The organism is Nocardioides sp. SRI_004 (genome assembly GCF_057586415.1).
The window spans coordinates 17,432-40,225 of the sequence record NZ_JBYCZV010000027.1 but is presented as its reverse complement, the minus strand read 5'-3'; the positions used below and the strand labels follow the sequence as shown (position 1 = coordinate 40,225).

26 protein-coding genes are annotated in these 22,794 nt (G+C 72.8%); 12 read left to right on the top strand and 14 right to left on the bottom strand.

Going from position 1 to position 22,794, the window contains the following annotated elements; genetic code table 11:
• The coding region (locus AC2YHB_RS24630; protein ID WP_487354770.1) for a hypothetical protein at positions 1 to 443 on the top strand (443 nt) is incomplete at its 5' end.
• A 116-nt stretch (positions 444 to 559) separates the two neighbouring features.
• On the opposite strand, the gene AC2YHB_RS24625 is transcribed toward AC2YHB_RS24630, so the two are convergent.
• On the bottom strand, positions 560 to 1,486 hold the full coding sequence (locus AC2YHB_RS24625; RefSeq protein WP_218864654.1) for an oxygenase MpaB family protein: 927 nt from the start codon (positions 1,484 to 1,486) through the stop codon (positions 560 to 562).
• Positions 1,487 to 1,567: 81 nt separating this feature from the next.
• Between AC2YHB_RS24625 and AC2YHB_RS24620 the strand changes: the two genes are divergently transcribed.
• Positions 1,568 to 2,212 (top strand): TetR/AcrR family transcriptional regulator, encoded by a 645-nt coding sequence (locus tag AC2YHB_RS24620; protein ID WP_179648483.1) that lies wholly within the window; start codon positions 1,568 to 1,570, stop codon positions 2,210 to 2,212.
• Here AC2YHB_RS24620 and AC2YHB_RS24615 read toward each other — a convergent pair.
• The 3 genes from AC2YHB_RS24615 to AC2YHB_RS24605 are packed head-to-tail and all read right to left on the bottom strand — an operon-like array spanning position 2,202 to position 4,362.
• The gene (locus tag AC2YHB_RS24615; protein ID WP_179648482.1) at positions 2,202 to 3,287 is read right to left on the bottom strand and encodes an LLM class flavin-dependent oxidoreductase; all 1,086 of its coding nucleotides are present in this window, start codon (positions 3,285 to 3,287) and stop codon (positions 2,202 to 2,204) included. The two genes, AC2YHB_RS24620 and AC2YHB_RS24615, sit on opposite strands and share 11 nt — an antisense overlap.
• Positions 3,280 to 3,633 (bottom strand): thioredoxin, encoded by a 354-nt coding sequence (gene trxA, locus AC2YHB_RS24610; protein WP_036549513.1) that lies wholly within the window; start codon positions 3,631 to 3,633, stop codon positions 3,280 to 3,282. Before trxA ends, AC2YHB_RS24615 begins: the two co-directional genes overlap by 8 nt.
• 6 nt (positions 3,634 to 3,639) lie before the next feature.
• Complete coding sequence (locus AC2YHB_RS24605; protein WP_179648481.1) at positions 3,640 to 4,362, bottom strand: glycoside hydrolase family 25 protein; 723 nt, start codon at positions 4,360 to 4,362, stop codon at positions 3,640 to 3,642.
• 52 nt (positions 4,363 to 4,414) lie between these two features.
• On the opposite strand from AC2YHB_RS24605, the gene AC2YHB_RS24600 reads away from it, so the two are divergent.
• The 3 genes from AC2YHB_RS24600 to AC2YHB_RS24590 are packed head-to-tail and all read left to right on the top strand — an operon-like array spanning position 4,415 to position 6,858.
• Positions 4,415 to 4,975, top strand: a complete 561-nt coding sequence (locus AC2YHB_RS24600; protein ID WP_179648480.1) for an NYN domain-containing protein — start codon at positions 4,415 to 4,417, stop codon at positions 4,973 to 4,975.
• A gap of 2 nt (positions 4,976 to 4,977) precedes the next feature.
• Positions 4,978 to 5,967, top strand: coding sequence for an NAD-dependent epimerase/dehydratase family protein (locus AC2YHB_RS24595; RefSeq protein ID WP_179648479.1), 990 nt, complete (start codon positions 4,978 to 4,980; stop codon positions 5,965 to 5,967).
• A gap of 9 nt (positions 5,968 to 5,976) precedes the next feature.
• Positions 5,977 to 6,858 carry an exodeoxyribonuclease III gene (locus tag AC2YHB_RS24590; RefSeq protein WP_179648478.1) on the top strand — a complete coding sequence of 294 codons (882 nt, stop codon included), beginning with the start codon at positions 5,977 to 5,979 and terminating at the stop codon, positions 6,856 to 6,858.
• Here the strand turns inward: AC2YHB_RS24590 and AC2YHB_RS24585 are convergent.
• The 5 genes from AC2YHB_RS24585 to AC2YHB_RS24565 are packed head-to-tail and all read right to left on the bottom strand — an operon-like array spanning position 6,851 to position 12,287.
• Positions 6,851 to 7,300, bottom strand: coding sequence for a hypothetical protein (locus AC2YHB_RS24585; protein WP_179648477.1), 450 nt, complete (start codon positions 7,298 to 7,300; stop codon positions 6,851 to 6,853). The two genes, AC2YHB_RS24590 and AC2YHB_RS24585, sit on opposite strands and share 8 nt — an antisense overlap.
• Positions 7,297 to 7,656 carry a GntR family transcriptional regulator gene (locus AC2YHB_RS24580; RefSeq protein WP_179648476.1) on the bottom strand — a complete coding sequence of 120 codons (360 nt, stop codon included), beginning with the start codon at positions 7,654 to 7,656 and terminating at the stop codon, positions 7,297 to 7,299. Before AC2YHB_RS24580 ends, AC2YHB_RS24585 begins: the two co-directional genes overlap by 4 nt.
• 40 nt (positions 7,657 to 7,696) lie before the next feature.
• Complete coding sequence (locus AC2YHB_RS24575; RefSeq protein ID WP_308645524.1) at positions 7,697 to 8,932, bottom strand: MFS transporter; 1,236 nt, start codon at positions 8,930 to 8,932, stop codon at positions 7,697 to 7,699.
• A gap of 59 nt (positions 8,933 to 8,991) precedes the next feature.
• A complete protein-coding gene (locus AC2YHB_RS24570; protein ID WP_179648475.1) occupies positions 8,992 to 11,514 on the bottom strand; it encodes a glycoside hydrolase family 65 protein in 2,523 nt (840 codons plus the stop codon).
• The gene (locus AC2YHB_RS24565) at positions 11,511 to 12,287 is read right to left on the bottom strand and encodes an HAD family hydrolase (RefSeq protein WP_207007508.1); all 777 of its coding nucleotides are present in this window, start codon (positions 12,285 to 12,287) and stop codon (positions 11,511 to 11,513) included. Before AC2YHB_RS24565 ends, AC2YHB_RS24570 begins: the two co-directional genes overlap by 4 nt.
• 117 nt (positions 12,288 to 12,404) lie before the next feature.
• Between AC2YHB_RS24565 and AC2YHB_RS24560 the strand changes: the two genes are divergently transcribed.
• Entirely contained in the window at positions 12,405 to 13,754 is a 1,350-nt protein-coding gene (locus AC2YHB_RS24560) for a cytochrome P450 (protein WP_218864653.1), read from the top strand.
• A gap of 390 nt (positions 13,755 to 14,144) precedes the next feature.
• Here the strand turns inward: AC2YHB_RS24560 and AC2YHB_RS24555 are convergent, their stop codons facing one another.
• A complete protein-coding gene (locus AC2YHB_RS24555) occupies positions 14,145 to 14,945 on the bottom strand; it encodes an ABC transporter permease (protein WP_036549482.1) in 801 nt (266 codons plus the stop codon).
• Positions 14,942 to 15,901 (bottom strand): ATP-binding cassette domain-containing protein, encoded by a 960-nt coding sequence (locus AC2YHB_RS24550; protein WP_218864652.1) that lies wholly within the window; start codon positions 15,899 to 15,901, stop codon positions 14,942 to 14,944. Before AC2YHB_RS24550 ends, AC2YHB_RS24555 begins: the two co-directional genes overlap by 4 nt.
• Positions 15,902 to 16,075: 174 nt before the next feature.
• Between AC2YHB_RS24550 and AC2YHB_RS24545 the strand changes: the two genes are divergently transcribed.
• The 3 genes from AC2YHB_RS24545 to AC2YHB_RS24535 are packed head-to-tail and all read left to right on the top strand — an operon-like array spanning position 16,076 to position 18,403.
• Positions 16,076 to 16,609, top strand: coding sequence for a Dps family protein (locus tag AC2YHB_RS24545; protein ID WP_051932697.1), 534 nt, complete (start codon positions 16,076 to 16,078; stop codon positions 16,607 to 16,609).
• 40 nt (positions 16,610 to 16,649) lie between these two features.
• Complete coding sequence (locus AC2YHB_RS24540; RefSeq protein WP_487354769.1) at positions 16,650 to 17,861, top strand: cytochrome P450; 1,212 nt, start codon at positions 16,650 to 16,652, stop codon at positions 17,859 to 17,861.
• Positions 17,858 to 18,403, top strand: a complete 546-nt coding sequence (locus AC2YHB_RS24535; RefSeq protein ID WP_179648473.1) for a TetR/AcrR family transcriptional regulator — start codon at positions 17,858 to 17,860, stop codon at positions 18,401 to 18,403. The genes AC2YHB_RS24540 and AC2YHB_RS24535 overlap by 4 nt, the downstream gene beginning before the upstream one ends.
• Here the strand turns inward: AC2YHB_RS24535 and AC2YHB_RS24530 are convergent.
• Positions 18,382 to 18,933: an MmcQ/YjbR family DNA-binding protein gene (locus AC2YHB_RS24530; RefSeq protein ID WP_218864651.1), complete on the bottom strand. Its 552-nt coding sequence runs from the start codon at positions 18,931 to 18,933 to the stop codon at positions 18,382 to 18,384. The genes AC2YHB_RS24535 and AC2YHB_RS24530 overlap by 22 nt on opposite strands.
• 57 nt (positions 18,934 to 18,990) lie before the next feature.
• Between AC2YHB_RS24530 and AC2YHB_RS24525 the strand changes: the two genes are divergently transcribed.
• Positions 18,991 to 19,491 carry a mycothiol transferase gene (locus AC2YHB_RS24525; protein WP_179648472.1) on the top strand — a complete coding sequence of 167 codons (501 nt, stop codon included), beginning with the start codon at positions 18,991 to 18,993 and terminating at the stop codon, positions 19,489 to 19,491.
• Positions 19,492 to 19,498: 7 nt separating this feature from the next.
• Here AC2YHB_RS24525 and AC2YHB_RS24520 read toward each other — a convergent pair whose 3' ends face one another.
• Positions 19,499 to 20,506, bottom strand: coding sequence for a nitronate monooxygenase (locus tag AC2YHB_RS24520; RefSeq protein WP_308645522.1), 1,008 nt, complete (start codon positions 20,504 to 20,506; stop codon positions 19,499 to 19,501).
• Positions 20,507 to 20,542: 36 nt separating this feature from the next.
• A complete protein-coding gene (locus AC2YHB_RS24515; RefSeq protein ID WP_179648471.1) occupies positions 20,543 to 21,838 on the bottom strand; it encodes an MFS transporter in 1,296 nt (431 codons plus the stop codon).
• Positions 21,839 to 21,918: 80 nt separating this feature from the next.
• Here AC2YHB_RS24515 and AC2YHB_RS24510 point away from each other — a divergent pair, with 80 nt between their 5' ends.
• Both AC2YHB_RS24510 and AC2YHB_RS24505 read left to right on the top strand, forming a co-directional pair.
• Positions 21,919 to 22,230: a DUF1905 domain-containing protein gene (locus tag AC2YHB_RS24510; protein ID WP_179648470.1), complete on the top strand. Its 312-nt coding sequence runs from the start codon at positions 21,919 to 21,921 to the stop codon at positions 22,228 to 22,230.
• Between the two features lie 130 nt (positions 22,231 to 22,360).
• The gene (locus AC2YHB_RS24505; protein WP_179648469.1) at positions 22,361 to 22,726 is read left to right on the top strand and encodes a YciI family protein; all 366 of its coding nucleotides are present in this window, start codon (positions 22,361 to 22,363) and stop codon (positions 22,724 to 22,726) included.
• Positions 22,727 to 22,794: the final 68 nt, after the last annotated feature.

The following is a 22,794-nucleotide window of genomic DNA, read 5'->3' as shown; positions in this document are numbered from 1 at the left end:
AGGCGAAGGCCGACGGCGTCGTCATCGAGATCATCGACGAGCTTCTCGCGAACGCCAACGGCTTCCTCGGCACGCTGCCCTTCACCTTCATCCTGGACGGCAAGGAGTACACCGTGTTCGCGGTGGCCGAGCCCGGCCAGACCGCTGACGACTTCAGCGTCGACGTGGAGTGTGCCGGTGGCATCATCGAGGAGCCCTGCGACGACGCTGCGACCAACCCGGACGCCGTGGACGAGAACGGTGAGCTGTGCACCCCCGTCGAGGAATGCGACGACACGGAGGCGACCCCGACGACCGCCGACGACTGCGAGGAGGGCGGCATCCGCGAGGACGAGCCCCTCCCCAACACCGGTGGCCCTTCGGGACTCCTGCCGCCGCTCGGGGCGCTCCTGGTCCTCCTGGGCGCCGGATTGGTCATGGTGAGGCGTCCCCACTCCGCCTGACCATGGTCGGGTGCCCCTCGCCGTGTCTGTCCGACGGGAGCACGAGGGGCGCCTGACGGCCCGGCCGGTGCCAGGGATGGCCGACCGCCGGGTGTTCGCCCCGCCGCAGGCAAGCGCTACTGCGGCGGGGCGAACGACGTCAGCTGGGTCGCCGTGTAGAACGCCCTGATCCGCTCGTAGTTGAGGCGGTTGTAGGCGAGCGGGTCGAGCAGCAGCCACTTCGGCAGGACGCGGCGTGCGGTCCGGAGCAGGCCCGCGTACAGGCGGAACTCGCGCTCGCGGCGCCACGTCCACCGCACGCCGAGCAGCTCGCGCATCCGCGGGTGTGCCGCCTTCTCCGCACACACCTTCGCGGGCCGGCCGAGCACCGGCGTGAGCACCCGCCACGCCGGCGTGGCCAGCCGGTGCAGCCAGCGCGGGCCGACCAGCGTCGGCACGGGCAGGTCGTCGAAGGCGCGGTTCGCCCACCGGAGGAACTCGTTGTCGGCGAGCACGGTGTCCGCGACCTCGTCGTAGTAGGCCTCGGCCTCGGCGCGGGTGGCCGGGACCTGGGCCCGCTCGCTCGGCAGGTCGAAGTCGGTGAGGTGCAGGACCGTCGCGTAGACGACGTCCTTCTCCTCCTCGCTCAACCGGGCGCCGTACGTCGTGACGTAGCCGGTGTGGAAGATGAGCATGCTGGTCGTGCCGACCCATCGCCACAGGTCGGGATTGAGCGCGCTGTAGCGCTCGCCCTCGAACGCGCCCCTGCCACGCCCCCGCACCTGGCCGTGCAGGTCCTTGAGCCGGTCGGCCGTGGCCCGGCGGTCCGCGTCGTCGCCGAAGAGCAGCAACGGTCCCCACAGCCCGCTGCGGATCCCGCGGTCGGTGAAGTTCTCGGCGAACCGGCCGCTCGCGTCGACGGCGGCGGCGACCTCGCGGTAGGCGACCTGGTCGAGGGCCAGCCGCCCGTAGAGCGCGAAGGCGGCCGGCGTCCCCATCCACCAGCGGACGTCGGCGGCCAGCGCGTGGTGTGGCTGGGACGGGTGCCAGGGGGCGACGGTCATGACGGCTCCTCGGAATCGGTCAACGTGCGTTGACAGATACCATCAGACCCATCTGTCAACGGCTGTGTCAAGATGGTGCCCATGACCGAGCAGGCGAGGAGGTACGGCGGCCAGGACGCCTCCGAGCGGACCGCGGAGCGTCGCGCGCGGCTGGTCGCCGCCGGGCTCGACCTGATGGGGGAGCGCGGCATCGCGGCGACCACGGTGCGGGGCGTCGCGGAGGCGTCGGGCCTGGCCGCGCGCTACTTCTACGAGAGCTTCGAGGGCATCGAGGCCCTGCAGGTCGCGGTCTTCGACGCCGTCGCCGCCGAGGCGGCCGAACGGGCGATCGCCGCGCTGGCGGCCGCCGCCGACGATCCCGCCGCCCGCGTGCGGGCGGTCCTCGGCGAGATGGTCGACCTGTTCCTCGACGACCCGCGCAAAGGGCGGGTCGTGCTCATCGACTCGGTCACCTCACCGGTGCTCGGGCCCCGGGTGCTCGAGGAGAGCAGCCGGTTCGCCGGGATGGTCGCCGCGACCGCGTCCAGCGGCGACCCCGGCGCCGCGGCCGACGACCTGCCGGTCGAGCTGCGGCTGACCGCGCAGTTCCTCATCGGCGGGGTCGCGCAGGCGATCGGCGCGGTGCTGCGCGGCGACATCGCCGCCGACCGCGACCGGCTGGTCGACGTGCTGGTCGCGCAGTTCCTCGCGATCGTGCAGGGGCTGGCGCGCCCCGTCAGGCCGTGACGGGCTCCTGCGCGAGCAGCTCGCGCACCCGCGGGATCACCTGCGTGCCGTAGAGCTCGACGCTGCGCAGCAGCAGGGGGTGCGGCATCGACCCGTTGCTGTACTTCAGGTCGAAGCGCTGGATGCCCAGCGCCCGCGTCGTCGCGGCGATCTTGCGGGCCACGGTCTCCGGCGAGCCGACGTAGAGCGAGCCGTTGTCGACCTCGGCGTCGTACTGCTCGCGGGTCACCGGACCCCACCCACGCTCGGCGCCGATCCGGTCGCGGCCGGCCTTGAAGTGCGGGTAGAGCAGCTCGCGCGCCTCGTCGTCGGTGTCGGCGACGAAGCCGGGGGAGTGCACGCCGATCGGGAGGTCCGGCTGCCCGAGCTCGCTCAGCGCGCGCCGGAAGAGGTCCGTGTACGGGGCGAAGCGGGCCGGGTCGCCGCCGATGATCGCGAGCATCAGAGGGAAGCCGTAGCGCGCGGTGCGCACGACGGACTCGGGAGAGCCGCCCACGCCGATCCACGTGGGGATCGCGCCGCGGGCGGTCGTCGGGAAGACGCGGGCGTTGCGCAGCGGCGCCCTCAGCTCGCCTGCGTCCCAGGTGACGGTGCCCTCGCCCTGGAGCGCCGCCCAGAGGTCGAGCTTCTCGGCGAAGAGGCGGTCGTAGTCGGCGAGGTCGTAGCCGAAGAGCGGGAAGGACTCGGTGAACGACCCGCGGCCGAGGGTGATCTCGGCGCGGCCGCCGGAGACGGCGTCCAGGGTCGCGAAGCGCTCGTAGACGCGCACCGGGTCGTCCGAGCTGAGCACGGTGACCGCGGTCCCGAGCAGGATCCGCTCGGTGCGCGGCGCGATCGCGGCCAGCACCATCTCGGGGGCGGACACCGAGAAGTCGTCGCGGTGGTGCTCGCCGATGCCGAAGGCGTCGACCCCGACCTGGTCGGCCAGCACCGCCTCCTCGACGAGGTTGCGGATCACCTGCGGGTGCGGGACCCGCTCGCCCGTGGTCGCGTCGAGGGTGACGTCGCCGAAGGTGTCGAGGCCGAGCTGCAGCGCCTGGCCCGCCCGGTCAGCCTGGTCAGCCTGGTCAGCCATCGGACTGCTGCGCGGCCGCCTCGACGTCGAAGTCGCGCACCGCGGCGACGACCTGCTCGAGGGCGTTCGCGGGGAGGGCGCCGGCCTGGGAGAACACGAGCTGGCCCTTCTTGAAGGCCATCAGCGTCGGGATCGAGGTCACGCGCGCGGCCGAGGCGAGCTGCTGCTCCTCCTCGGTGTTGACCGAGCCGAAGACCAGGTCGCCGTGCTTCTCGGCGGCGGCCTCGTAGATCGGCGCGAAGTTGCGACACGGGCCGCACCACGACGCCCAGAAGTCGACGAACACGATCTCGTTGTCGAGGACCGTCTCCTGGAAGTTGCCTGCGGTGAGGTCGATGGTGGACATGTCCCCTCAACGTCCCTTCGTGGTGAGAGATTCCCCGGCCAGGTCCAGGTCGACCCGGCCGGCGACGCCCGGCACCGCGCCGGCGTCGTCGTACTGCCACACGGCCCAGGGCCGCCGCGGCTCCTTCTCGCCGAGGCGGCGCACCCACTGCGGGTGGCCGGCGAGGTCGTCGGCGAAGCCGAAGCGCTCCTCGAAGTCGGGGTAGAGGTAGACCAGCGTCCGCGTGCCCGTGCGGCGGTCGACGACGGCGAGGAAGGCGCGGACCTCGGCGAGCAGGGTCGCGGCCGGTGGCGGGTCGGCGCAACTGCCGGCGAGCTCGAGGTCGAGGGCGGCTGGCAGGTCGCCCGGCGTCCCGAGTACGTCGAGGAAGTGCTCCGCCTGCGCGGCGCCGTCCGAGCACAGCTGGAAGTAGTGGTAGCCGGCCACGTCGACCCCGGCCCGGGTCGCCGCGCGCCGGTGCTCGGCGAAGCGCGGGTCGGTGAACGTCGTGCCCTCGGTGGCCTTCAGGTAGGCGAAGGAGATGCCGGCCTCCGCCACGCGGGGCCAGTCGATCGGGCCCTGGTGGTGGGAGGCATCGATGCCGCGCCGGGGCGCGGGCTCGTGCGTCGGGGTGGTGGGGGTGGCGGCCGTCGTCGGGGTCGTCGTCGGCGTACCGGTCTTCGGCGTGCCGTCGCCGCACCCGCTCGCCAGCAACGCGCACGCGGCGAATGCGACCAGACGGGTGCCCATGCGCCCAGCCTTCCACGCTGTCCTTCGGCGCGCCGACGGCTAGGGTCAGGGCATGGCCGAGACCGCGCGCATGACCCACGTCCTCATCGACGGGGAGAACATCGACGCGACGCTGGGGACCTCGATCCTCGGCCGTCGCCCGCGGCCCGAGGAGCGTCCGCGCTGGGAGCGGCTGCTGCAGTTCGTCGAGCGGCGCTGGGGCCAGGACACCAACGGCCTGTTCTTCCTGGCGGCCAACTCCGAGCTGCCGATGTCCTTCGTGCAGGCGCTGCTGGCGATCGGCTTCCGGCCGATCCCGCTCTCCGGCGGTCCCGGCCAGAAGGTCGTCGACATCGCCATCCAGAAGACCCTCGCGGAGCTGAAGAAGCGCGAGGGCGATGTCGTCCTGGTCAGCAACGACGGCGACTTCGTCGACCACATGGAGGACCTGCTCGACGGGCGCCGCCTGGGCCTGATGGGCTTCGCGGAGTTCCGCAACGCGGGCTTCGCCGAGCTCACCGCGCGGGGCATGGAGTTCTTCGACATCGAGTACGACGTGCACGCGTTCAACGAGCGCCTGCCGCGGGTCCGGATCATCCCGATCGACGAGTTCGACCCGACGCAGTACCTCTGAGCATGCGGCTCCTCGTCCTCGGCGGCACCCAGTTCCTCTCGCGCGCGGTCGCGGCCGACGCCGTGCGGCGCGGGCACGAGGTGGTCTGCGCCAGCCGCGGCCAGTCGGGCACGGTCCCACCCGGAGCCACGCTCGTGCGGTGGGACCGGGACCAGGACGCCCCCGCCGCACTCACCGAAGGCGGCCCGTACGACGCCGTGGTCGACGTCGCCCGCCAGCCGTCCCACGTGCGGCGGGCCCTGGCGGCGCTCGCCGCCTCGCCCCCCTCCGATCCGCACTGGGTCTTCGTCTCGACCATCTCCGTCTACGCCGACGACGCCGACCCGGCCGGCCCCGGCGCCGGGCGGTTGGAGGACCCGGTCCCCGACGACGTCGACCTGGCCGACGAGCCCGACGCCTACGGCGGGCTGAAGGTCGCCTGCGAGCAGCTGGTCCTGGACGCGGCGGTCTCCGCGGTCGTCGTACGGCCGGGGCTGATCGTCGGTCCGGGCGACCCGAGCGGACGCTTCGCTTACTGGGGCCGCCGCGCCGGCGACACCGGTGAGCTCGTCGGCCCCGGCGACCCGGCGTCGCTGGTGCAGGTGATCGACGTGCGCGACCTGGCCGCGTGGATCGTCACCCTCGCCGAGCGCCGCACCACCGGCACCCTCGACGCGGTCGGTCCGGCGATGCCCTTCGCCGACCTGGTGGGCGAGGTCGCCCCGGAGGCGACCGTGACCTGGCTGCCCGACGCCTTCCTCGAGGCCGAGGGCGTCGAGCCGTGGACCGGGCCCGGCAGCATCCCGGTCTGGCTCCCCCGACCCGAGTACGACGGCATGCTGGCCCACGACGCCCGCCCGGCCCTCGACGCCGGGCTCGTCGTCCGGTCCGTCGCCGAGACGGCCCGGGACACCCGCGCCTGGCTGGAGTCCGACCCGGCGGCCCGGATCGGCGGCATCACCCGCGAGCGCGAGGCCGACCTGCTGGCCCGGTGGAGGGCCCGCACCACCTAACATCCTCCGGTGCCTCGCCCGTTCCGCATCGCCACCGCCAACATCAACGGCATCCGCGCCGCCCACCGCCGCGGCTTCGACGACTGGCTGGCGACCCGGGGCTGCGACGTGGTCACCCTGCAGGAGGTGCGCTGCCCGGTCGACGCCCTGCCCGAGGGCGCGTTCGGCGACTACCACGCCGCCTACGACGCCGGTGAGCTCGCCGGCCGCAACGGGGTCGCCGTGCTCACCCGCGAGCCCGCCGCCGCCGTACGGACCTGGTCGGTGCCCGACCCGGCCTCGCCGCTGCCACGAGCGCTGCGCAAGCACGCGACCGAGGGGCGCTACATCGAGGTCGACCTCGCCGACGTGCCGCTGACGGTGGCGAGCCTCTACCTCCCCAAGGGCGGGCTGCCGGCCCACCTGCAGGACTCGAAGCGGATGCGCGAGGCGCCCGACGGGGGCGCGAAGTACGCGCGGAAGATGGCGTTCATGGCGGGCTTCGCGCGCCACCTCGCGGCCTCGCGCAAGGCCGCGGCGGCGCAGGGGCGGGAGTTCCTGCTGACCGGCGACCTCAACGTGGCCCACCAGCGCCACGACGTCGCGGCGTACAAGCGCAGCAACCAGGTCGAGGGCTTCCTGCCCGAGGAGCGGGAGTGGCTCGGCCAGCAGCTCACCCCGCGGACCCTGGTCGACGTGGTCCGCCGGCTGCACGGCGACGCGCCCGGCCCCTACTCGTGGTGGAGCTGGCTGGGCCGTGCGTACGACGAGGACCGGGGCTGGCGCATCGACTACCACCTGGCCACGCCGGGGCTCGCACGGGCGGCGCGGGCCTACGAGGTCGACCGCCACCACCTCGGCCAGCGGATCAGCGACCACGCGCCGGTGGTCGTCGACTACGAGCTCAGCTGACGGAGCGCAGGGCCGTTGCCGCCGCGGCGGGGTCGGGGACGGTGATGGTGACCCGCCGGCCGTTGCGGAGCCGCAGGCGCAGTGCCGGGCCGCTGCGGACGGTGCAGACGGTCCGCCACGGCGTCCACCAGAAGCCGAAGCTGACCGCCCACCACGGCACGTGCACGACCGACACGTCCTCGATCTGGTCGAGCGGGTAGCTCGCCCGCGGCCAGCCGAGGGCGCCCCAATGGACGCTCACGCCCTGCGTCCCGCAGGCGACGCGGACGTCGGACGCGGTCACGACCTCGGCCAGGACGCCGAGCAGGGCGAGGCCGACGACGAGGACGAAGGCGCGGTCGACGTCGGAGGAGGCGAGGCCGATGAGCGGCACCAGCAGGAGTCCGCTGACGGCGACCATGGTCCAGTTGGTCGCGCGCCCGGTGTAGGCGGTCGTGGTCATGACAGCTCCTTCACGAGGGTGATGACGTCGGACGGGTCCAGCCCGTAGCGCCGGGCGAGGTCGACGGTCGCCCGGACGGCGTCGCGGACCGGGGTGAGGTCGCCGGGCCCGGCCTCGGCGTCGGTGGCGATGCGGGCGCCGCGCCCACGCCGGAACTCGAGGATGCCGGCGTCGCGGAGCTGTCGGTACGCCGCCAGCACGGTGTTGCGGTCCACCGACAGCGCGCCGGCCAGCTCGGCCGCCGGCGGCAGCTGCTCGCCGACCGACAGCTCCCCGGTGCGCAGGCCGCGCACGACCGACGCCGCCACCTGGTCCTGCAGGCGCTGGGGGGAGGTGTGGTCGATGGCCCAGAACATGGTGCTAATCGTACTAGCACCATTATCGAATGACCAGAGGTCAGCTGACCCCGCGCTCGCCCTGCACCGGCACCACCGCGACGGCCAGCAGGGGGAAGGCCGCCGCCAGCGCGAAGGTCGCGCCGTAGCTCCAGGCCGTGATCGCGAGCCCGGCCAGTGGCGGGACCGCGACGGCGGCGACGTGCTGGGCGGTGTTCTGCAGACCGAGGGCGCGGCCGGACCAGAACGGTCCGGCCCGCTCGGCGACCGCGGTGAAGGCCAGGCCGTTGTCGGCGACCGTGACCGCGGAGGCGACCACGAGCAGCACGACAGCCACGGCCGTCACCGCGCCCGAGCCGTCGGCGGCCGCGGCGGCGAGGCCGAGCAGGGCCATCGTCGCGGCGGCGACCACCGCGACCGCGCGCATCGGGCGCATCCGGCTGCCGACCCGGTCGGAGGCCCAGCCCGCGCCGATCCGCGCCGCGGCGCCGGCGACCTGCGTCCCGGCGACGACGAGCCCGGCGACACCGGGGGACCAGTCGAGGTCCTCGACCAGCCAGGTCAGGCCGAAGGTCCACACGAGGAACTGCGGTACGACGAGCAGCACGGACGCACCGTGCACCCGGGCGAGGAAGCCGTCGCGCCGGTAGGGGTTGGCGACCGTCCCGGCCTCCGCGCGAGGCGGTCGTGGCGGGTCGAGGACCACGAGTGCCACCAGCACGGCGCTGACGGCGGTCGCGGCCGTCGGCACCCACAGCGCCGGTCCGATCCCGTGGTGGTGGGCGATGACGGCGACGGTCGCCGCGGCGAGCCCGACGCCCAGCGGCTGGCCGGTCTGCCGGATGCCCATCGCCAGTCCGCGTCGCTCCGGCGGGAACCAGCCGACGACGACCCGCCCCGATGCCGAGTTGGTCGCGGCGGCGCCGACGCCCGCCACGCAGAGGGCGGCCGCCATCGGCCACGGGTCACCGGTCGTCGTGGCGATCCCGCCGCCGAGGGCGGCGATGACCAGGCCGGTCAGCAGCGCGAACCGCTCGCCGCGCCGGTCCACCACCAGGCCCCAGAGCACGAGCGTCGCCATCATGCCGGCCATCGCGGCCGACGCGACCAGGCCGGCCTCGGCGAGCGACATCCCGTGCCCGCCCTCGGCCACCGGGCGGTGCAGCTCCGGGATGAGGAAGGACGGCGCGACCACCATCGCCGCGGACGACGCCTGGGCCGTCGTACCGACCGCGAGCATGGCCCAGCGGCGGGCGGGGGTGACCGTCCGGGTCGGCGGGGCGTCGGTCGTCGTCACCGCACCAGTCAACCACAGGTGTCCACAAAATGAGACGAACTATTCCGAGATGTGGACTATCACTCCCCGCTCGGCACGATCGCCGAGATCACCGTGCCGTCGGCCCGCTGGATCCCCGCCGGGTACGGCGGCTCGCCGGCCAGGCGCGGGCCCTGGTGCGCGAGCGGGACGGTCACCGGCGCACCGGCCCCGACCTTGACCAGCTCGCCGCGCACGGACAGCGTGACCGGACCGGAGCCCTGCTCGACGTACAGCTCGAGCTCCTCGGGGCGGACGGTGATCCGCACCCGGGTGCCGTGCAGGGTGACCCGGTAGGTCAGCGAGGACCAGCCCTCGGGAAGGCGCGGGTCGACCTGCCACTGCTGGTCGCCGGCCCCGGAGCCGATGTCGCGGAAGCCGCCGAAGCCGGCCACCAGCGCGCTCCACACACCGCCGGTCGAGGCGACGTGGACGCCGTCGGCGGTGTTGTTGTGGCGGTCGGCGAGGTCGACGAAGAGCGCCGAGACGAAGTAGCGCAGCGCGAGGTCCTGGTAGCCCACCTCGGCGGCCATGATCGACTGCACGACCGCCGAGAGCGTGGAGTCGCCGGTGGTGATCGGGTCGTAGTAGTCGAAGTCGGCCTTCTTCTGCTCGGGCGTGAACTCCTCGCCCTGCAGGAAGAGCGCGAGCACCACGTCGGCCTGCTTGAGCACCTGGAAGCGGTAGATCACCAGCGGGTGGTAGTTGAGCAGCAGCGGCCGCTTGTCGAGCGGGGTGTTCTCCAGGTCCCACATCTCGCGTTCGAGGAAGTGCGCGTCCTGCGGGTGGATGCCGAGGAACTCGTCGTACGGGATGGACATCCCCTGGGCGCACTCGGCCCACTCCTCCGGCTCGTCCTCCGTCAGCCCCGTACGACGGACCAGCGCCTCGTAGGCCGCCGGGTCGTCGCGCTGCAGCTCCCACACGGCCCGGGCGGCCCGGCGGAGGTTGAAGCGCGCGAGCACGTTCGTGTACAGGTTGTCGTTGACGACCGTCGTGTACTCGTCGGGCCCGGTGACGCCGTGGATGTGGAAGGTGCGCCTGCTCTCGTCGCGCCAGAAGCCGATGTCGGCCCACAGCCGCGCGGTCTCCACGAAGATGTCGACGGCCTCGCGGGCGAGGAACTCCTCGTCGCCGGTGGCCCCGACGTACTGGCTCAGGGCGTACGCGATGTCCGCGTCGATGTGGTACTGGGCGGTGCCCGCGGCGTAGTAGGCCGACGCCTCGTGGCCGTTGATGGTGCGCCAGGGGAAGAGCGCGCCCTTCTGCGACAGCTCACGGGCCCGGTGCCGCGCGTTGCCCAGCAGCGTGTAGCGGAAGCGCAGCGCGTTCCGCGCGGCCCACGGCATCGTGTAGGTCAGGAACGGCATCACGTAGATCTCGGTGTCCCAGAAGTAGTGGCCGCCGTAGCCCGAGCCGCTCACCCCCTTCGCCGCGATGCCCTGGCCCTCCGCGCGGGCCGACGCCTGCAGGATCGAGAAGAGGTTCCACCGGATCGCCTGCTGCAGCGCCGGCTGGCCCGGCACCTCGACGTCGGCGCGGGCCCAGAAGTCGGCCAGCCAGGCCGCCTGGGCGTCGTACTGGTGCTCGACGCCCTCCTCGTGGGTGCGGTCCAGGGTCCGCTCGCAGCGGTCGATCAGCTCGCGCGGCGGGACCTTCTGCGCGGTGTGGAAGGAGACCAGCTTGGTGAGCCGCACCGGGACGCCGGGCTCGGCCGCGATGCGGTAGATCACCTTGGCCATGTCGTCCTCGGAGTGCACCTCCATCGAGTACGACGCCTCGGTCTCCAGCCGGTGGTCCGCGACCACGCCGAGCGTCATGCCGCTCTCGGCCGTCCGGTAGCCGAGCTTGATCCGGCCGGTCTCGGCGTCCGCGCCGTGGATCCGCGGCACCAGCACCCGCCGCTCGAACATCTCCGCCTTGCGGGGGTCGGCGCCCGCCCCGGCCCCCTCGCCACCGGCTCCGCCCGCGGCCTCCTGCTCCTGGTCCTGCCGGTTGATCAGCTGCGAGGAGATCGAGAGCGACGCACGCTGGTCGAGCAGGGTGACCTCGAAGGTGAGCACCGCGAGGTGGCGCTGCTCCAGCGGCACCATCCGGGTGCTGCGGATCCGGACCCGCTTGCCGCCCGGCGTGCGCCACACGAGCTCGCGGGTGAGGACGCCCGTGCGGAAGTCGAGCGCGCGCTCGTACTCGATGAGGTCGGCCACCGACACCTGCAGGGGCTCGTCGTCGACGTACAGCCGGATCACCTTGGGGTCCGGCACGTTGACGATCGTCTGCCCGATCCGGGCGAAGCCGTAGGCCTCCTCGGCGTGCGAGATCGGCCAGGTCTCGTGGAAGCCGTTGATGAACGTGCCGTCCAGGTGCGCGTCGCGGCTCTCGGAGTAGTTGCCGCGCAGGCCGAGGTAGCCGTTGCCGACGGTGAACAGCGACTCGGTCGTGCCGAGGTCGGAGGCGTCGAAGCGGGTCTCGACGAGGCGCCACTCGTCGACGGGGAAGCGGGTGCGGTCGAGCGGGTCGTCGGCCGGCGGCGCCTTGTGCGAGGGGCCCTCGGGTGCGTTCATGCGCCTGCTCCTTCATCGGTCGCCGGCTCGTCGGCGACCAGCTCGTCGAGGTCCTGCACGACGACGTCCGCGCCCGCGGCCGTCAGCGCCTCCACGCCGGCGCCGCGGTCGACGCCGATCACCAGGCCGAAGGCCCCGGCGTGCCCCGCGGCGACGCCGTTGATCGCGTCCTCGAGTACGACGGACCGCGCGTTGGTCGCGCCGAGCTGCTCCGCCGCGTGGGTGAACGTGTCCGGGGCCGGCTTGCCCGGCAGGCCCAGCTCCTCGGCCAGGCCGCCGTGCATGATCAGCCCGAAGTAGTCGGTGAGGCCGGCCGCGGCCAGCACCGCCGGCGCGTTGCGCGACGACGAGACCACCGCCATCGGCTTGCCCCGCTCGTGCAGCTGCTGGATCAGCGCCACCGAGCCCGGGTAGGCCGTGACGCCCTCGGAGGCGAGGATCTGGTTGAACGCGTCGTTCTTGCGGTTGCCCAGCCCGCACACGGTCTGCGCGGTCGGCGGGTCGTCCGGCTCGCCCTCCGGCAGCGTGATCCCGCGCGAGGCGAGGAAGTCGCGCACGCCGTCGTAGCGGGGCTTGCCGTCGACGAAGTCGAAGTAGTCCTGCTCCGTGTACGGCGCGTAGGCGACCCCGTCCGCGGCCGACCGTGCCGTCAGGAAGGCCGTGAACATCGCCTCCCAGGCGTGCTTGTGCACGTCGGCCGTCGGGGTCACCACCCCGTCCAGGTCGAAGAGCACGGCGTCGTACAGGTCCCAGTCCACTGCTGTGTCAGGCACCGCCTCAGGCTAGCGGGGCGGGGGAGGCGGTTCGGTTAACCGGGTGTGACACATCTCAGGGTGGGGATCAGGGTCGTCATGGATATGCCAAGGGCTCTCGTCTGGTGGAATGGCGCCATGCGGTTCCCTCTCATCAGCGCGGTCGGCCCCGTGCTCGACCCCGTGCTCGGCCCGGTGAAGCAGCGGGTGGGCATCTGGCTGCTCAACCGGACCATGCGCAACGGCATCGACCTGCGCAAGCTCCGCTTCCTGCCGGAGTCGGTCACGCTCCCGCTGAAGCGGGACGGCCTCGACCCGCTGCCGGAGATGATGAAGGTGCAGGGCGAGGCGCCGGTGAAGAAGCTGGCCGAGCTGTTCGGGAAGTCCGTCTGGCTGGTCAGCGGCTACGAGGAGTCCCGCGAGGTGCTCGCCGGCGGCGCCGAGGTGTGGTCCAACGACCTCGGGCAGTTCGTGTCGCAGGAGGGCCGCTCCGACGAGGAGCAGATCGGCGGCCTCGGCATGACCGACCCGCCGCTGCACACCGCCCTGCGCCGCTACCTCACGCCCGAGTTCACGATGCGCCGGCTCGCCCGCCTGCAGCCGGGGATCGACGCCATCGTGGAGCAGCGCCTCGACGCGATGGAGGCGGCGGGTCGCGACGGCAGGGCCGTTGACATGGTCGAGGAGTTCGCCTTCGCCGTACCCTTCGACGTCATCTGCGACCTGCTGGGCCTCCCGGTCGACGACCGCGCCCGCTTCCTCGAGCTCGGTGTCGCGCGCTTCGACCTCTCCGGGGGCGGTGCCGGCGCCTTCGGCGCGGCCGCGCACACCCGCGAGTTCCTCATCAACGCGGTGCGCGAGCAGCGCGAGAACCCCGGCGACGGCCTGATCGGCGCGCTGCTGAAGGAGCACGGCGACGAGCTCGACGACGTGACCCTCGGCGGCATCGCCGACGGCGTCTTCCTCGGCGGCTACGAGACCTCCGCGTCGATGCTGGCGCTCGGCGCCTACCTGATCGCGACCACCCCGAAGGCCGGCGAGATGCTGCGCTCCGGCGACGGCGAGCAGGTCAACCAGGTCATCGAGGAGCTGCTGCGCCACTTGTGCGTCGTCCAGCTCGCCTTCCTCCGCTTCGCCAAGCAGGACGTCGAGGTCGGCGGCATGCTGATCAAGGAGGGCGACGCCGTCGGCGTCTCGCTCCTCGCCGCCAACCGCGACCCCTCCCTCGGCGACGACCTCGGCACCTTCGACCCCTCCCGCGAGCCCACCCGCCACCTCGCGTTCGGCTGGGGCATGCACCGCTGCGTCGGTGCCGAGCTCGCGCGGATGGAGCTGCGCACCGCGCTGCGGATGCTGGCCGAGCGGTTCCCGAACCTCGCCATGGCCGCCGACATCAAGGACCTCGACTTCCGCAAGCTCTCCGCCGTGTACGGCGTCGAGGCCCTCCCGGTGCTGCTCGACGGCGACCGCGAGTCCGTCTCGATCTGAGTAATCGTTGCTCATCCCGGACGGGCGCGCAGCCACGCCCTCGGTGTCACGCCTGAGCGGCTCCGCCGCCCGTCGTACCGGACCCAGTGGCTGTGGATGCGCGCCGTTCGCAGCCATTGAGTCCGGTACGACGGGTCGGCGGGCGCCACCGGGTCGTCGTACCAGTTGACGACTTGAAGATGTTTTCAGGTCAACGAGCACGACCGTCATCGCGCCCGTGGGACCGCTTCGTGGCGAGGGCATCGCGAGACCCGGACCACCTGGACCGGCGTCCACGAGCGGCTCGCTCACGAGCGCCACCTCTTCGCGCGCACGCCCGACGCGATCGCGCACGCGCGCCTCCACGCCGCCCGGGTCGCCCACCCCTAGTCGGCGACCGGGCGTCGCCGCCTACTTGCTGGTGGTCAATCGGTACTGCCGCACGGACAGCGGCGCGAACACCACGATGATGCCGACCACCCAGATCAGCGTGTAGGCGACCGGGTGCTGCAGCGACCAGGCGTCGGAGCCCGGGCCGACGCCGGTGTTGCCGAACAGGTCGCGGCTGGCCTGGGTGACCGCGGAGACCGGGTTCCACTCCACCACCGGCTTCAGCACGCTGTTGAACGAGGACGTCGGCACGAACGCGTTCGAGATGAAGGTCAGCGGCATGATCACCATGAAGGAGGCGTTGTTGATGACCTCCACGCTCGGGACCATGAGGCCGACCCAGGCCATCACCCAGCTGATCGCGTAGCCGAACACCAGCAGCAGCGCGAAGCCGGCGAGCGCGTCGAGGGCGCCCTCGCGGATCCGCCAGCCGACGAGGAGCCCGGTCAGCGCCATGATGATGAGCGACAGCACGTTGTAGACCACGTCTGAGGACGTCCGGCCCACCAGCACCGCCGAGGGCGACATGGGCAGCGACCGGAACCGGTCGATGATGCCCTTCTGCATGTCCTCGGCGAGGCCGGCGCCGGTGAACGTCGCGCCGAACACGATGGTCTGGCCGAAGATGCCGGCGATCAGCCACTCGCGGTAGTTGACGCCGGGAGTGTCGATCGCGCCGCCGAAGACGTAGGCGAACAGCAGCACGAACATGATCGGGCTGAGCAGGACGAAGACCAGGATCTCCGGCACCCGCACGATCTTGATCAGGTTGCGCTGGGCGACGACCCAGCCGTCGCCGAGGGCCTGCACTGCGCTGCTCACTGGTCTTCCTCCGTGCTCTCGTGGCCGGTCAGGGACAGGAAGACGTCGTCGAGGGTCGGCCGGCGCAGGCCGACGTCGAGCACCTTGACTGCTTCTCGCTCGAAGGCCTCGAGCACGCGCCGCAGGTCGCTGGCGGCCTCCTCGCCGGCCGCGGCCTTCAGCTCGCGGCCACCGTCGGAGACCTGCACCTCGCCGACGGCGACCTCGTTGAGCACCCGGACCGCCGCCTCGGTGTCGGCGCTGCTCGCGAGGACGACCTCGATCCGCTGGCCGCCGGTCTGGGCCTTGAGCTCGTCGGCGGTGCCGTGGGCGATCTCGCGCCCGTGGTCGATGACCACGATGTCGTCGGCGAGCACGTCCGCCTCCTCGAGGTACTGCGTCGTGAGCAGCAGGGTGGCGCCGTCGCTGACCAGCTCGCGGATGACGTCCCACATCAGCTGGCGGCTGCGGACGTCGAGGCCGGTCGTCGGCTCGTCGAGCACGATGACCGGCGGCGCGGCGACCAGCGCGCAGGCGAGGTCCAGGCGCCGGCGCTGGCCGCCCGAGTAGGTCTTGGTCGGCCGGTTGGCGAACTCGGTCAGGTCGAAGCGCTCGAGCAGCTCCTGGGCCCGGGTCCGGGCGACCTGGCGGCCGAGGTGGTAGAGCCGGCCGATCATGACGAGGTTCTCCGACGCCGTCAGGTGCTCGTCGACGGCGGCGTACTGACCGGAGAGGCCGATCTTCGCCTTCGCGGCCGCCGGGTCGGCGATCACGTCGATGCCGGCCACCCGGGCGCTGCCGGCCTCGGGCTTCAGCAGGGTGGTCAGGCAGCGCACCGCCGTCGTCTTCCCGGCGCCGTTGGGCCCCAGGAGCGCCAGCACCTTGCCCTCCGGCACCGCCAGGTCGAGACCGGCCAGGGCCTCGACGTCCTTGTAGCGCTTGACCAGTCCGGTCGCGCTGATCATCGGTTCGCCCATCGCTCTGCGTGTCTCCTCGTCGTGCCGTCCCCAGGTGCTCTCGACCCTAGGGACCACCGCCGACAACCGGATTCATCGCGGCGAAGGCAAGGCTTGCTTTTCTGGAATCATTCAAGAAAGCGTGGCAGGGTGGAGGAACCGCAACGAGCGAACGAGCGAAAGGGAGCACCACCCATGACGACCACCGCGACCCAGCACCGCACCGAGCGCCACGTCTCGCACCCCGCCTTCCGTGCCGACGAGCAGCTCGCCGGGCACCTCCAGCAGGTCCTCGTCGACCTCAACGACCTCGCCCTGCAGGGCAAGCAGGCGCACTGGAACGCGGTCGGCCCGAACTTCCGCGACCTCCACCTGCAGCTCGACGAGATCGTCGACGCCGCCCGGGAGTTCACCGACGCCGTCGCCGAGCGGATGCGCGCCCTGTACGTCGTCCCGGACGGCACCTCGGCCCGGACCGCCGCCCAGTCCAGCCTGCCGGCGTTCCCGCGTGGCGAGGTGGTGACCGGTGCTGTCATCGACGCGATCGTCGCCTCGATCTACGCCGTGACCGGCACCGTGCGCGAGGTGCACGACGCGGTCGACGCGGCCGACCCGACGACCGCCGACCTGTTGCACACCATCCTCGAGCGGCTCGAGCAGCTCGCCTGGCTGACCGATGCCGAGCGCCGGGTCCCCGAGGCCTCGGTGCCGGAGGCGCTCCTCGCCTGAGGCACTGGACAGATTGGCTGACCTGTCTCATTCTAGTGACATGTCAGCCGATCTGTCTGCACCTGTCGCCTACCGCCCCGGAGGCGGTGCGGCGTGGCGCGAGCCGTGGCCGTCGTACGCCGCCCTGCGTGAGCACGACCCGGTCCACCACGTCGTCCCCGAGGGCCGGCCGCAGCACGACCACTACGTGCTCTCGCGGCACGCCGACGTGCTCGCCGCGGCCGTCGACGCCGCGACCTTCTCCAGCAACCACGGCCTGACCGTCGAGTACGACGAGCTCGAGCGGATCGGCCTGGCCGACAACCCGCCGTTCGTGATGACCGACCCGCCGGTCCACACCACCTTCCGCAAGCTGGTCGCCCGGGGGTTCACGCCCCGGCAGGTGCGCGAGCTCGAGCCGGTCGTCCGGGCGTTCGCCGTCGAGCGGTTCGAGCGACTGCGCGACGAGGGCGGTGGCGACGTGGTCGCCGAGCTGTTCAAGCCGTTGCCGAGCCTGGTGGTCGGCCACTACCTGGGCGTCCCCGTCGAGGACCAGCCGCGCTTCGACGACTGGAGCAGCGCGATCGTCGCCGCCAACGTCGCCGCCGAGGGCGTGGCCGCGGCCGCCTCCGCGGCGGACGCGACGATGGAGCTGATGGGCTACTTCTCCGAGCTGGTCGAGCGACGTCGGGTCGAGCCGGGGGAGGACACGGTCTCCCAGCTGGTCCGGGCCGACGTCGACCTGCTGGAGATCCTCGCGTTCGTGTTCACGATGGTGGCCGGCGGCAACGACACCTCGACCGGCGCGCTCGGCGGCGCCGTCCAGCTGCTCGCGCAGCGGCCCGACCAGCGGGCGCTGCTGGCGGGCGACCCGGGCCTGGTGGCGGACGCGGTCGAGGAGTTCCTGCGGCTCACCTCGCCCGTGCAGGGCCTGGCCCGCACCACGACCCGTAACGTCGAGCTGCACGGGGTCGTCGTACCCGCGGGGCGCAAGGTGCTCCTCCTCTACGGCGCCGGCAACCGCGACCCCCGCCGCTACGGTCCCGACGCCGACGAGCTCGACGTCCGCCGCGCGCCCAGCCAGATCCTCAGCTTCGGCCAGGGCCACCACCACTGCCTCGGCGCGGCCGCGGCGCGACTGCAGATCCAGGTGACGCTGGAGGAGCTGGTCCGGCGGATCCCCGACTTCGCGGTCGACGAGGACGCGATCACGTGGGCCCCCGGTCCCTATGTACGACGCCCGCTGGCCCTGCCGATGACGGTGCTCCCGTGAGCTGGGTCGACCGGCGCACCCCCGCGGTCGAGCGGATCCTCGACGCGGCGGGCCGGCTGTTCGCCGGCCGGGGCGTGGACGCGGTGTCGATGGCCCAGATCGCCGCAGCTGCGGGCTGTTCGCGGGCGACGCTCTACCGCTACTTCCCCGACCGGCCCTCGCTCCAGCTCGCCTTCGTGCAGCGCGAGGCGGTGCGGGTCGGCGCCCTCGTCGCCACCGACCTCGCCGGCGCGCGCCGCGGAGCGGACCCGTTGACCGAGGGGGTGCTCGCCGCGCTGCGACACGTGCGCGCGAATCCCGCGCTGCTCGCATGGTTCGGCGACCCGGACGCCGCCCACACCGCCGACCTCGCGCAGGGCTCGGAGGTGGTCGAGGCGCTCGGGCTCACCATGGCGGCCGACCCCGACGCCGCGCGGTGGCTGGTGCGGGTGATCGTCTCGCTGCTCACCGTGCCGGGGGGTGACGAGGCGGAGGAGCGGCGGCTCGTGGAGCGCTTCGTCGCGCCCGTGGTCGCCGTGGGTCAGTCGCGCACCCAGCGGTAGACCTGCCCGTCGCGGACCTCGACGCGGTCGGGCGGGCGTGGTCGCGGGTGCTGGCGCAGGTGGGCGAGCACCTTGGTCCGCCCGCGCAGCACGAGCTCCTTGTCGTGCCAGTGCAGATAGGGATGGAGGAGCGGATGGGCGCCGGAGAAGTCGCGCGCGTCGATCAGGCTCCACGCCCTGGCGGTGGGCTCGGGCAGGTCGGGCAGGTCGTGCAGCATCCTCGGGACGCACATCCGCCACGCGTCGGTGACCAGCTCGCGCATCTCGTCGCCGTCGAGCGGGCCCAGCCGCGCGCACACCCAGTTGAACCGCAGGTCCTGCGGCCGCGGCAGGAAGAAGGTGTCGGGGGCCGAGGCCACGAGGTCGTCGCGCTGCTCCTTCGGGAAGCCGAAGCCCATCGCCTGCTCGTCCTTCGAGAACGCCAGGAAGACGATCTGGCCGATGTAGTGCTTCCACAACCCGCCGGTCTGGCGCTCGACCGCGCGGGGGAGCGGCAGCACCACCCGTCGTACGGCCTCGGCATCGGTCATGCCAGTGCACGCTAGCGGTGGTCGCCGACAGTCGGCGCGGCGTCGTACCGTCGGGGCATGAGCCCTGCCGATCTCCTCATCGACTCCCTCGGCCGCGTGCTGGAGAGCGTCGAGGCCGTCCTCGACGGCGCCTCCGACGACCTGCTCGCCGAGCGCCCCGGCCCCGACGCCAACACCATCGCCTGGCTGGTGTGGCACCTCACCCGTGTCCAGGACGACCACGTCGCCGGCGTCGCCGGCAGCGAGCAGGTCTGGACCGCCCAGGGGTACGACGCCCGGTTCGGCCTGCCGTTCGAGACCGGCGACATCGGCTACGGGCAGACCTCCGCGCAGGTCGCGCAGGTCCGGGCGTCGGCCGACCTGCTGGCCGACTACCACCGCGCGACGCACGAGCGCTCGCTCGCCTACTTCGCGTCGCTCGGTGCCGACGACCTGGACCGTGTCGTCGACGAGCGCTGGGACCCGCCGGTCACGCTCGGCGTGCGGCTGGTCAGCGTCGTCAACGACTGCACGCAGCACGTCGGCCAGGCGGCCTACGTACGGGGACTCCTGGGCTGAGCCCGGCTCACACCAGGCCGCGGACGATCTCCGCGGCCGGGGCCGCGACCGCCGACCGGTGGCCGGTGCCGGCCCACAGGTGCAGTCGGTGCGGGTCGCCGGCCGCGGCGGCCGCCCGCCGCAGGTCGCGGGTCAGGTGGTGCAGCTCCGGATAGCCGTACGGCGCCGTGGTGCCGTGCCGATCGACGAAGCCGTTGCGCAGCGCCCGTGCCGGCCGGCCCGTGAACGCGTGGGTCACCACCGTCGTGGCGAACGCCGGGTCGGCGAGGGTGGCGCGGTGCGTGGCCGACGTCCCGGCCTCTTCGGCCCGGAGCAGCAGCGTGCCGACGGCGACCGCCTCGGCGCCGGCCGCCAGCAGCGCGTGGACCGCAGCCGGTCCGTCGACGCCGCCGCCCGCGAGGACCGGCAGCGGACTCGTCGCGCGGACGGAGCGCACGACGTCGCCCGTCGCCTCGTCGCGGATCGGGCGCCGCGGGTCGAAGGTGCCGCTGTGCCCGCCGGCGGCAGGTCCCTGGACGACGAGGCCGTCGACCCCCGCCTCCTCGGCGGCCCGCGCCTCGTCGGGGGTCGTGACCGTCGCCAGGACCCGTGAGCCCGCGGCCTGCAGGCGGCGGATGTCGGCCGCCGCCGGGAGGCCGAAGGTCAGCGACACCAGCGGGACCGGGTCGGCCACGAGCAGGTCGACCTTCTCGCCCCACGCGTCGTCGTCGTGCCGGGGCTCGCTGGGCAGGTCGACGCCGAGCGCGGCCGCCTCGTCGGCGAGCGCGGTGCGGTAGGCGGCGTACGCGGCCGGGTCGATGGCACCGGGCTGGGGGACGAAGAGGTTCACCCCGAACGGGCGGCCGGCGGCCCGCGCCTCACCGAGCAGCGACTCGAACGCCGCCGCGGTCAGGTAGCCGGCCGGCAGGAAGGAGAAGCCGCCGGCGTCGGTGACCGCCGTGGCCAGGGCGACGGTGGTGGGCCCACCGGCCATCGGCGCCGCGATGATCGGGAGGTCCGTGTCGAGCAGGCTCACCGCTCCAGTGTGGCGGCCGCGGGAAATTGATTGATGTCAATCAATTCGCGCGGCAGGCATCGCCGTCACCCGGTAGCGGACGAACGACGGCACCGCCAGCGCCGCCACGACCACCAGGACGACGACCAGCACCCCGCCACCGGCTGCCGCGGTCGCCGTACCCACCATGGCGGCGGAGGCGCCGTGCGCCACGTCGGCGATCCGCGGACCCCCGGCGACGACGACGATGAAGATGCCCTGCAGGCGGCCGCGGACCTCGTCGGCCGCCGCGCTCTGGAGCATCGAGGTGCGGAACGCCGCCGAGGCCATGTCCGCGGCGCCGCCGACCACGAGCATCAGGACGGCCACCACGAGCCACAGCCGCGTGGAGCCGGGCATCGAGTCAGCGCAGAGGACGGCCAGGCCGAAGCCGACCATCGCCAGGCCCCAGACCACGATGCACCACACGACGGCCCTGCCCTGGGCGGAGATCCGCGAGACCCAGCCGGAGAAGACACCGCCGAGCACGGCGCCGGCGGGGATGCCGGCGAAGAGCAGCGCGAACGCGAGGCCGCCCTCCTCGGGACCGAGGAAGCTCTCGTGGGCGATCTCGGGGAAGAGCGCGCGCGGCATGCCGAAGACCATCGCGATGATGTCGACGACGAAGGACATCATCAGCACCGGCTGGGTCCGCAGGTAGGTGATCCCCTCGACGACCGAGCGCAGCCCGGGCGTCCCGCTGACCACGCCCTCGACGGGCAGGCGCGGCAGTCGTACGACGGCCCACAGCGTCGCGAGCAGGCAGACGGCGTCCGCGAGGTAGAGCCACGAGAAGCCGGTGAACGGGATGAGGATGCCGGCGATGAGCGGGCCGCCGATGGCGCCGGCCTGCATCACGGTCATGTTGAGCGAGTTCGCGGCCGGGAGCACCTCGGCGTCGAGGAGCCGCGGCAGGATCGCCGACCGGGTCGGCTGGTTGACCGCGAAGAAGCCCTGCTGCACGGCGAACAGGCTGAGCAGCAGCCACACGTTGCCGACGTCGAGGGCGGCCTGCAGCCAGAACAGGGCCGCGGTCCCGATCAGCCCGGTCGTGGTGACCATCATGATCGTGCGGCGGTCGAAGTGGTCGGCCAGCGCACCGCCCCACAGGCCGAAGACGACGAGTGGCACGAGGCCGAAGATGCCGGTCAGGCCGACATACGCCGACGAGCCGGTGTCGGCGTAGATCTGGGCCGGCACGGCGACGACCGTCAGCTGCGCGCCGACGACCGTGATGATGTTGGCCGTCCACAGCCGCCGGAAGTGCGGGTTCTTCAGCGGCCGGGTGTCGGCCAGGATCCCGCGGAGGCTCACCGGGTCAGGCTACGGAGTGGTCGGACGTCTCGATGAATCCGGGTCGATGAATCAGCGCGGATCGGACGGTCGACACGGTCATGAGCACTGGACACCAGGACGCCGGGACGAGCGCGGTCGGACCGCTCGACATCACCTTCACCGAGACGCTCCGCAGGAGCGACGCCAAGGGCGGCTGGACCTATGTGGTCTGGCCCGAGTCGGCCGAGCGCTTCGGGACGCGCGGCCGGGTCAAGGTCCGCGGCACGATCGACGGGACGCCGTTCGAGACCTCGTTCATGGCGCTCGGCGACGGCAACCACAAGCTGCCCGTGACGACCGCGCTGCGCGTCGAGAGCGGCAAGCAGGAGGGCGACACCGTCGAGGTGCACCTGACGGAGCGGCTCTCCTAGGGGGAATCCGGAAGCCGCGACGGGAAATCCCGTGGCAGGCTGTCGTATCGGTGCAAGTCCCTTCGTGGTGGAGATGTGAGGCGGTCATCGGGGCCGCCCCGGACACCCGAACCGACCGAGGAGAAGAGCCATGACGCAGTACCTGCTGGCCGTGCACGGCAACGAGGCCGACTACGCCGCGATCACCCCCGAGCAGGCCCAGGAGATGTTCGCGGCCGTCGACCAGTTCAACCAGAAGCTCCAGGCCGACAACGTCTGGGTCTTCGCCGGCGGCCTCGAGGGCGTCGGCAGCGCGAGCGTCGTCGATGCGTCCGGCGACGCGCCGGTCATCACCGACGGCCCCTACCTCGAGACCAAGGAGCACATCGGCGGCTTCTGGATCATCGACGTCCCCGACGACGCGACGGCGCTGCAGTACGCCACCGAGGGCTCGCGGGCCTGCCAGGGCAAGGTCGAGGTGCGGCCGTTCGCGCCCGAGCCCCCGGCCGACGCGTGACGGACCGCCCGGTGGTCGAGGAGGTCGCGCAGCGACCGTCACGAGACCCTGACGCGACGTCCGCCCGG

Bases quoted from the DNA above. Each gene is read 5' to 3' on its own strand.
- AC2YHB_RS24625 (WP_218864654.1), bottom strand. From the start codon at position 1,486: ATGACCGTCGCCCCCTGGCACCCGTCCCAGCCACACCACGCGCTGGCC.
- AC2YHB_RS24620 (WP_179648483.1), top strand. From the start codon at position 1,568: ATGACCGAGCAGGCGAGGAGGTACGGCGGCCAGGACGCCTCCGAGCGG.
- AC2YHB_RS24615 (WP_179648482.1), bottom strand. From the start codon at position 3,287: ATGGCTGACCAGGCTGACCAGGCTGACCGGGCGGGCCAGGCGCTGCAG.
- trxA (WP_036549513.1), bottom strand. From the start codon at position 3,633: ATGTCCACCATCGACCTCACCGCAGGCAACTTCCAGGAGACGGTCCTC.
- AC2YHB_RS24605 (WP_179648481.1), bottom strand. From the start codon at position 4,362: ATGGGCACCCGTCTGGTCGCATTCGCCGCGTGCGCGTTGCTGGCGAGC.
- AC2YHB_RS24600 (WP_179648480.1), top strand. From the start codon at position 4,415: ATGGCCGAGACCGCGCGCATGACCCACGTCCTCATCGACGGGGAGAAC.
- AC2YHB_RS24595 (WP_179648479.1), top strand. From the start codon at position 4,978: ATGCGGCTCCTCGTCCTCGGCGGCACCCAGTTCCTCTCGCGCGCGGTC.
- AC2YHB_RS24585 (WP_179648477.1), bottom strand. From the start codon at position 7,300: ATGACCACGACCGCCTACACCGGGCGCGCGACCAACTGGACCATGGTC.
- AC2YHB_RS24580 (WP_179648476.1), bottom strand. From the start codon at position 7,656: ATGTTCTGGGCCATCGACCACACCTCCCCCCAGCGCCTGCAGGACCAG.
- AC2YHB_RS24570 (WP_179648475.1), bottom strand. From the start codon at position 11,514: ATGAACGCACCCGAGGGCCCCTCGCACAAGGCGCCGCCGGCCGACGAC.
- AC2YHB_RS24560 (WP_218864653.1), top strand. From the start codon at position 12,405: ATGCGGTTCCCTCTCATCAGCGCGGTCGGCCCCGTGCTCGACCCCGTG.
- AC2YHB_RS24550 (WP_218864652.1), bottom strand. From the start codon at position 15,901: ATGGGCGAACCGATGATCAGCGCGACCGGACTGGTCAAGCGCTACAAG.
- AC2YHB_RS24545 (WP_051932697.1), top strand. From the start codon at position 16,076: ATGACGACCACCGCGACCCAGCACCGCACCGAGCGCCACGTCTCGCAC.
- AC2YHB_RS24540 (WP_487354769.1), top strand. From the start codon at position 16,650: ATGTCAGCCGATCTGTCTGCACCTGTCGCCTACCGCCCCGGAGGCGGT.
- AC2YHB_RS24530 (WP_218864651.1), bottom strand. From the start codon at position 18,933: ATGACCGATGCCGAGGCCGTACGACGGGTGGTGCTGCCGCTCCCCCGC.
- AC2YHB_RS24525 (WP_179648472.1), top strand. From the start codon at position 18,991: ATGAGCCCTGCCGATCTCCTCATCGACTCCCTCGGCCGCGTGCTGGAG.
- AC2YHB_RS24510 (WP_179648470.1), top strand. From the start codon at position 21,919: ATGAGCACTGGACACCAGGACGCCGGGACGAGCGCGGTCGGACCGCTC.
- AC2YHB_RS24505 (WP_179648469.1), top strand. From the start codon at position 22,361: ATGACGCAGTACCTGCTGGCCGTGCACGGCAACGAGGCCGACTACGCC.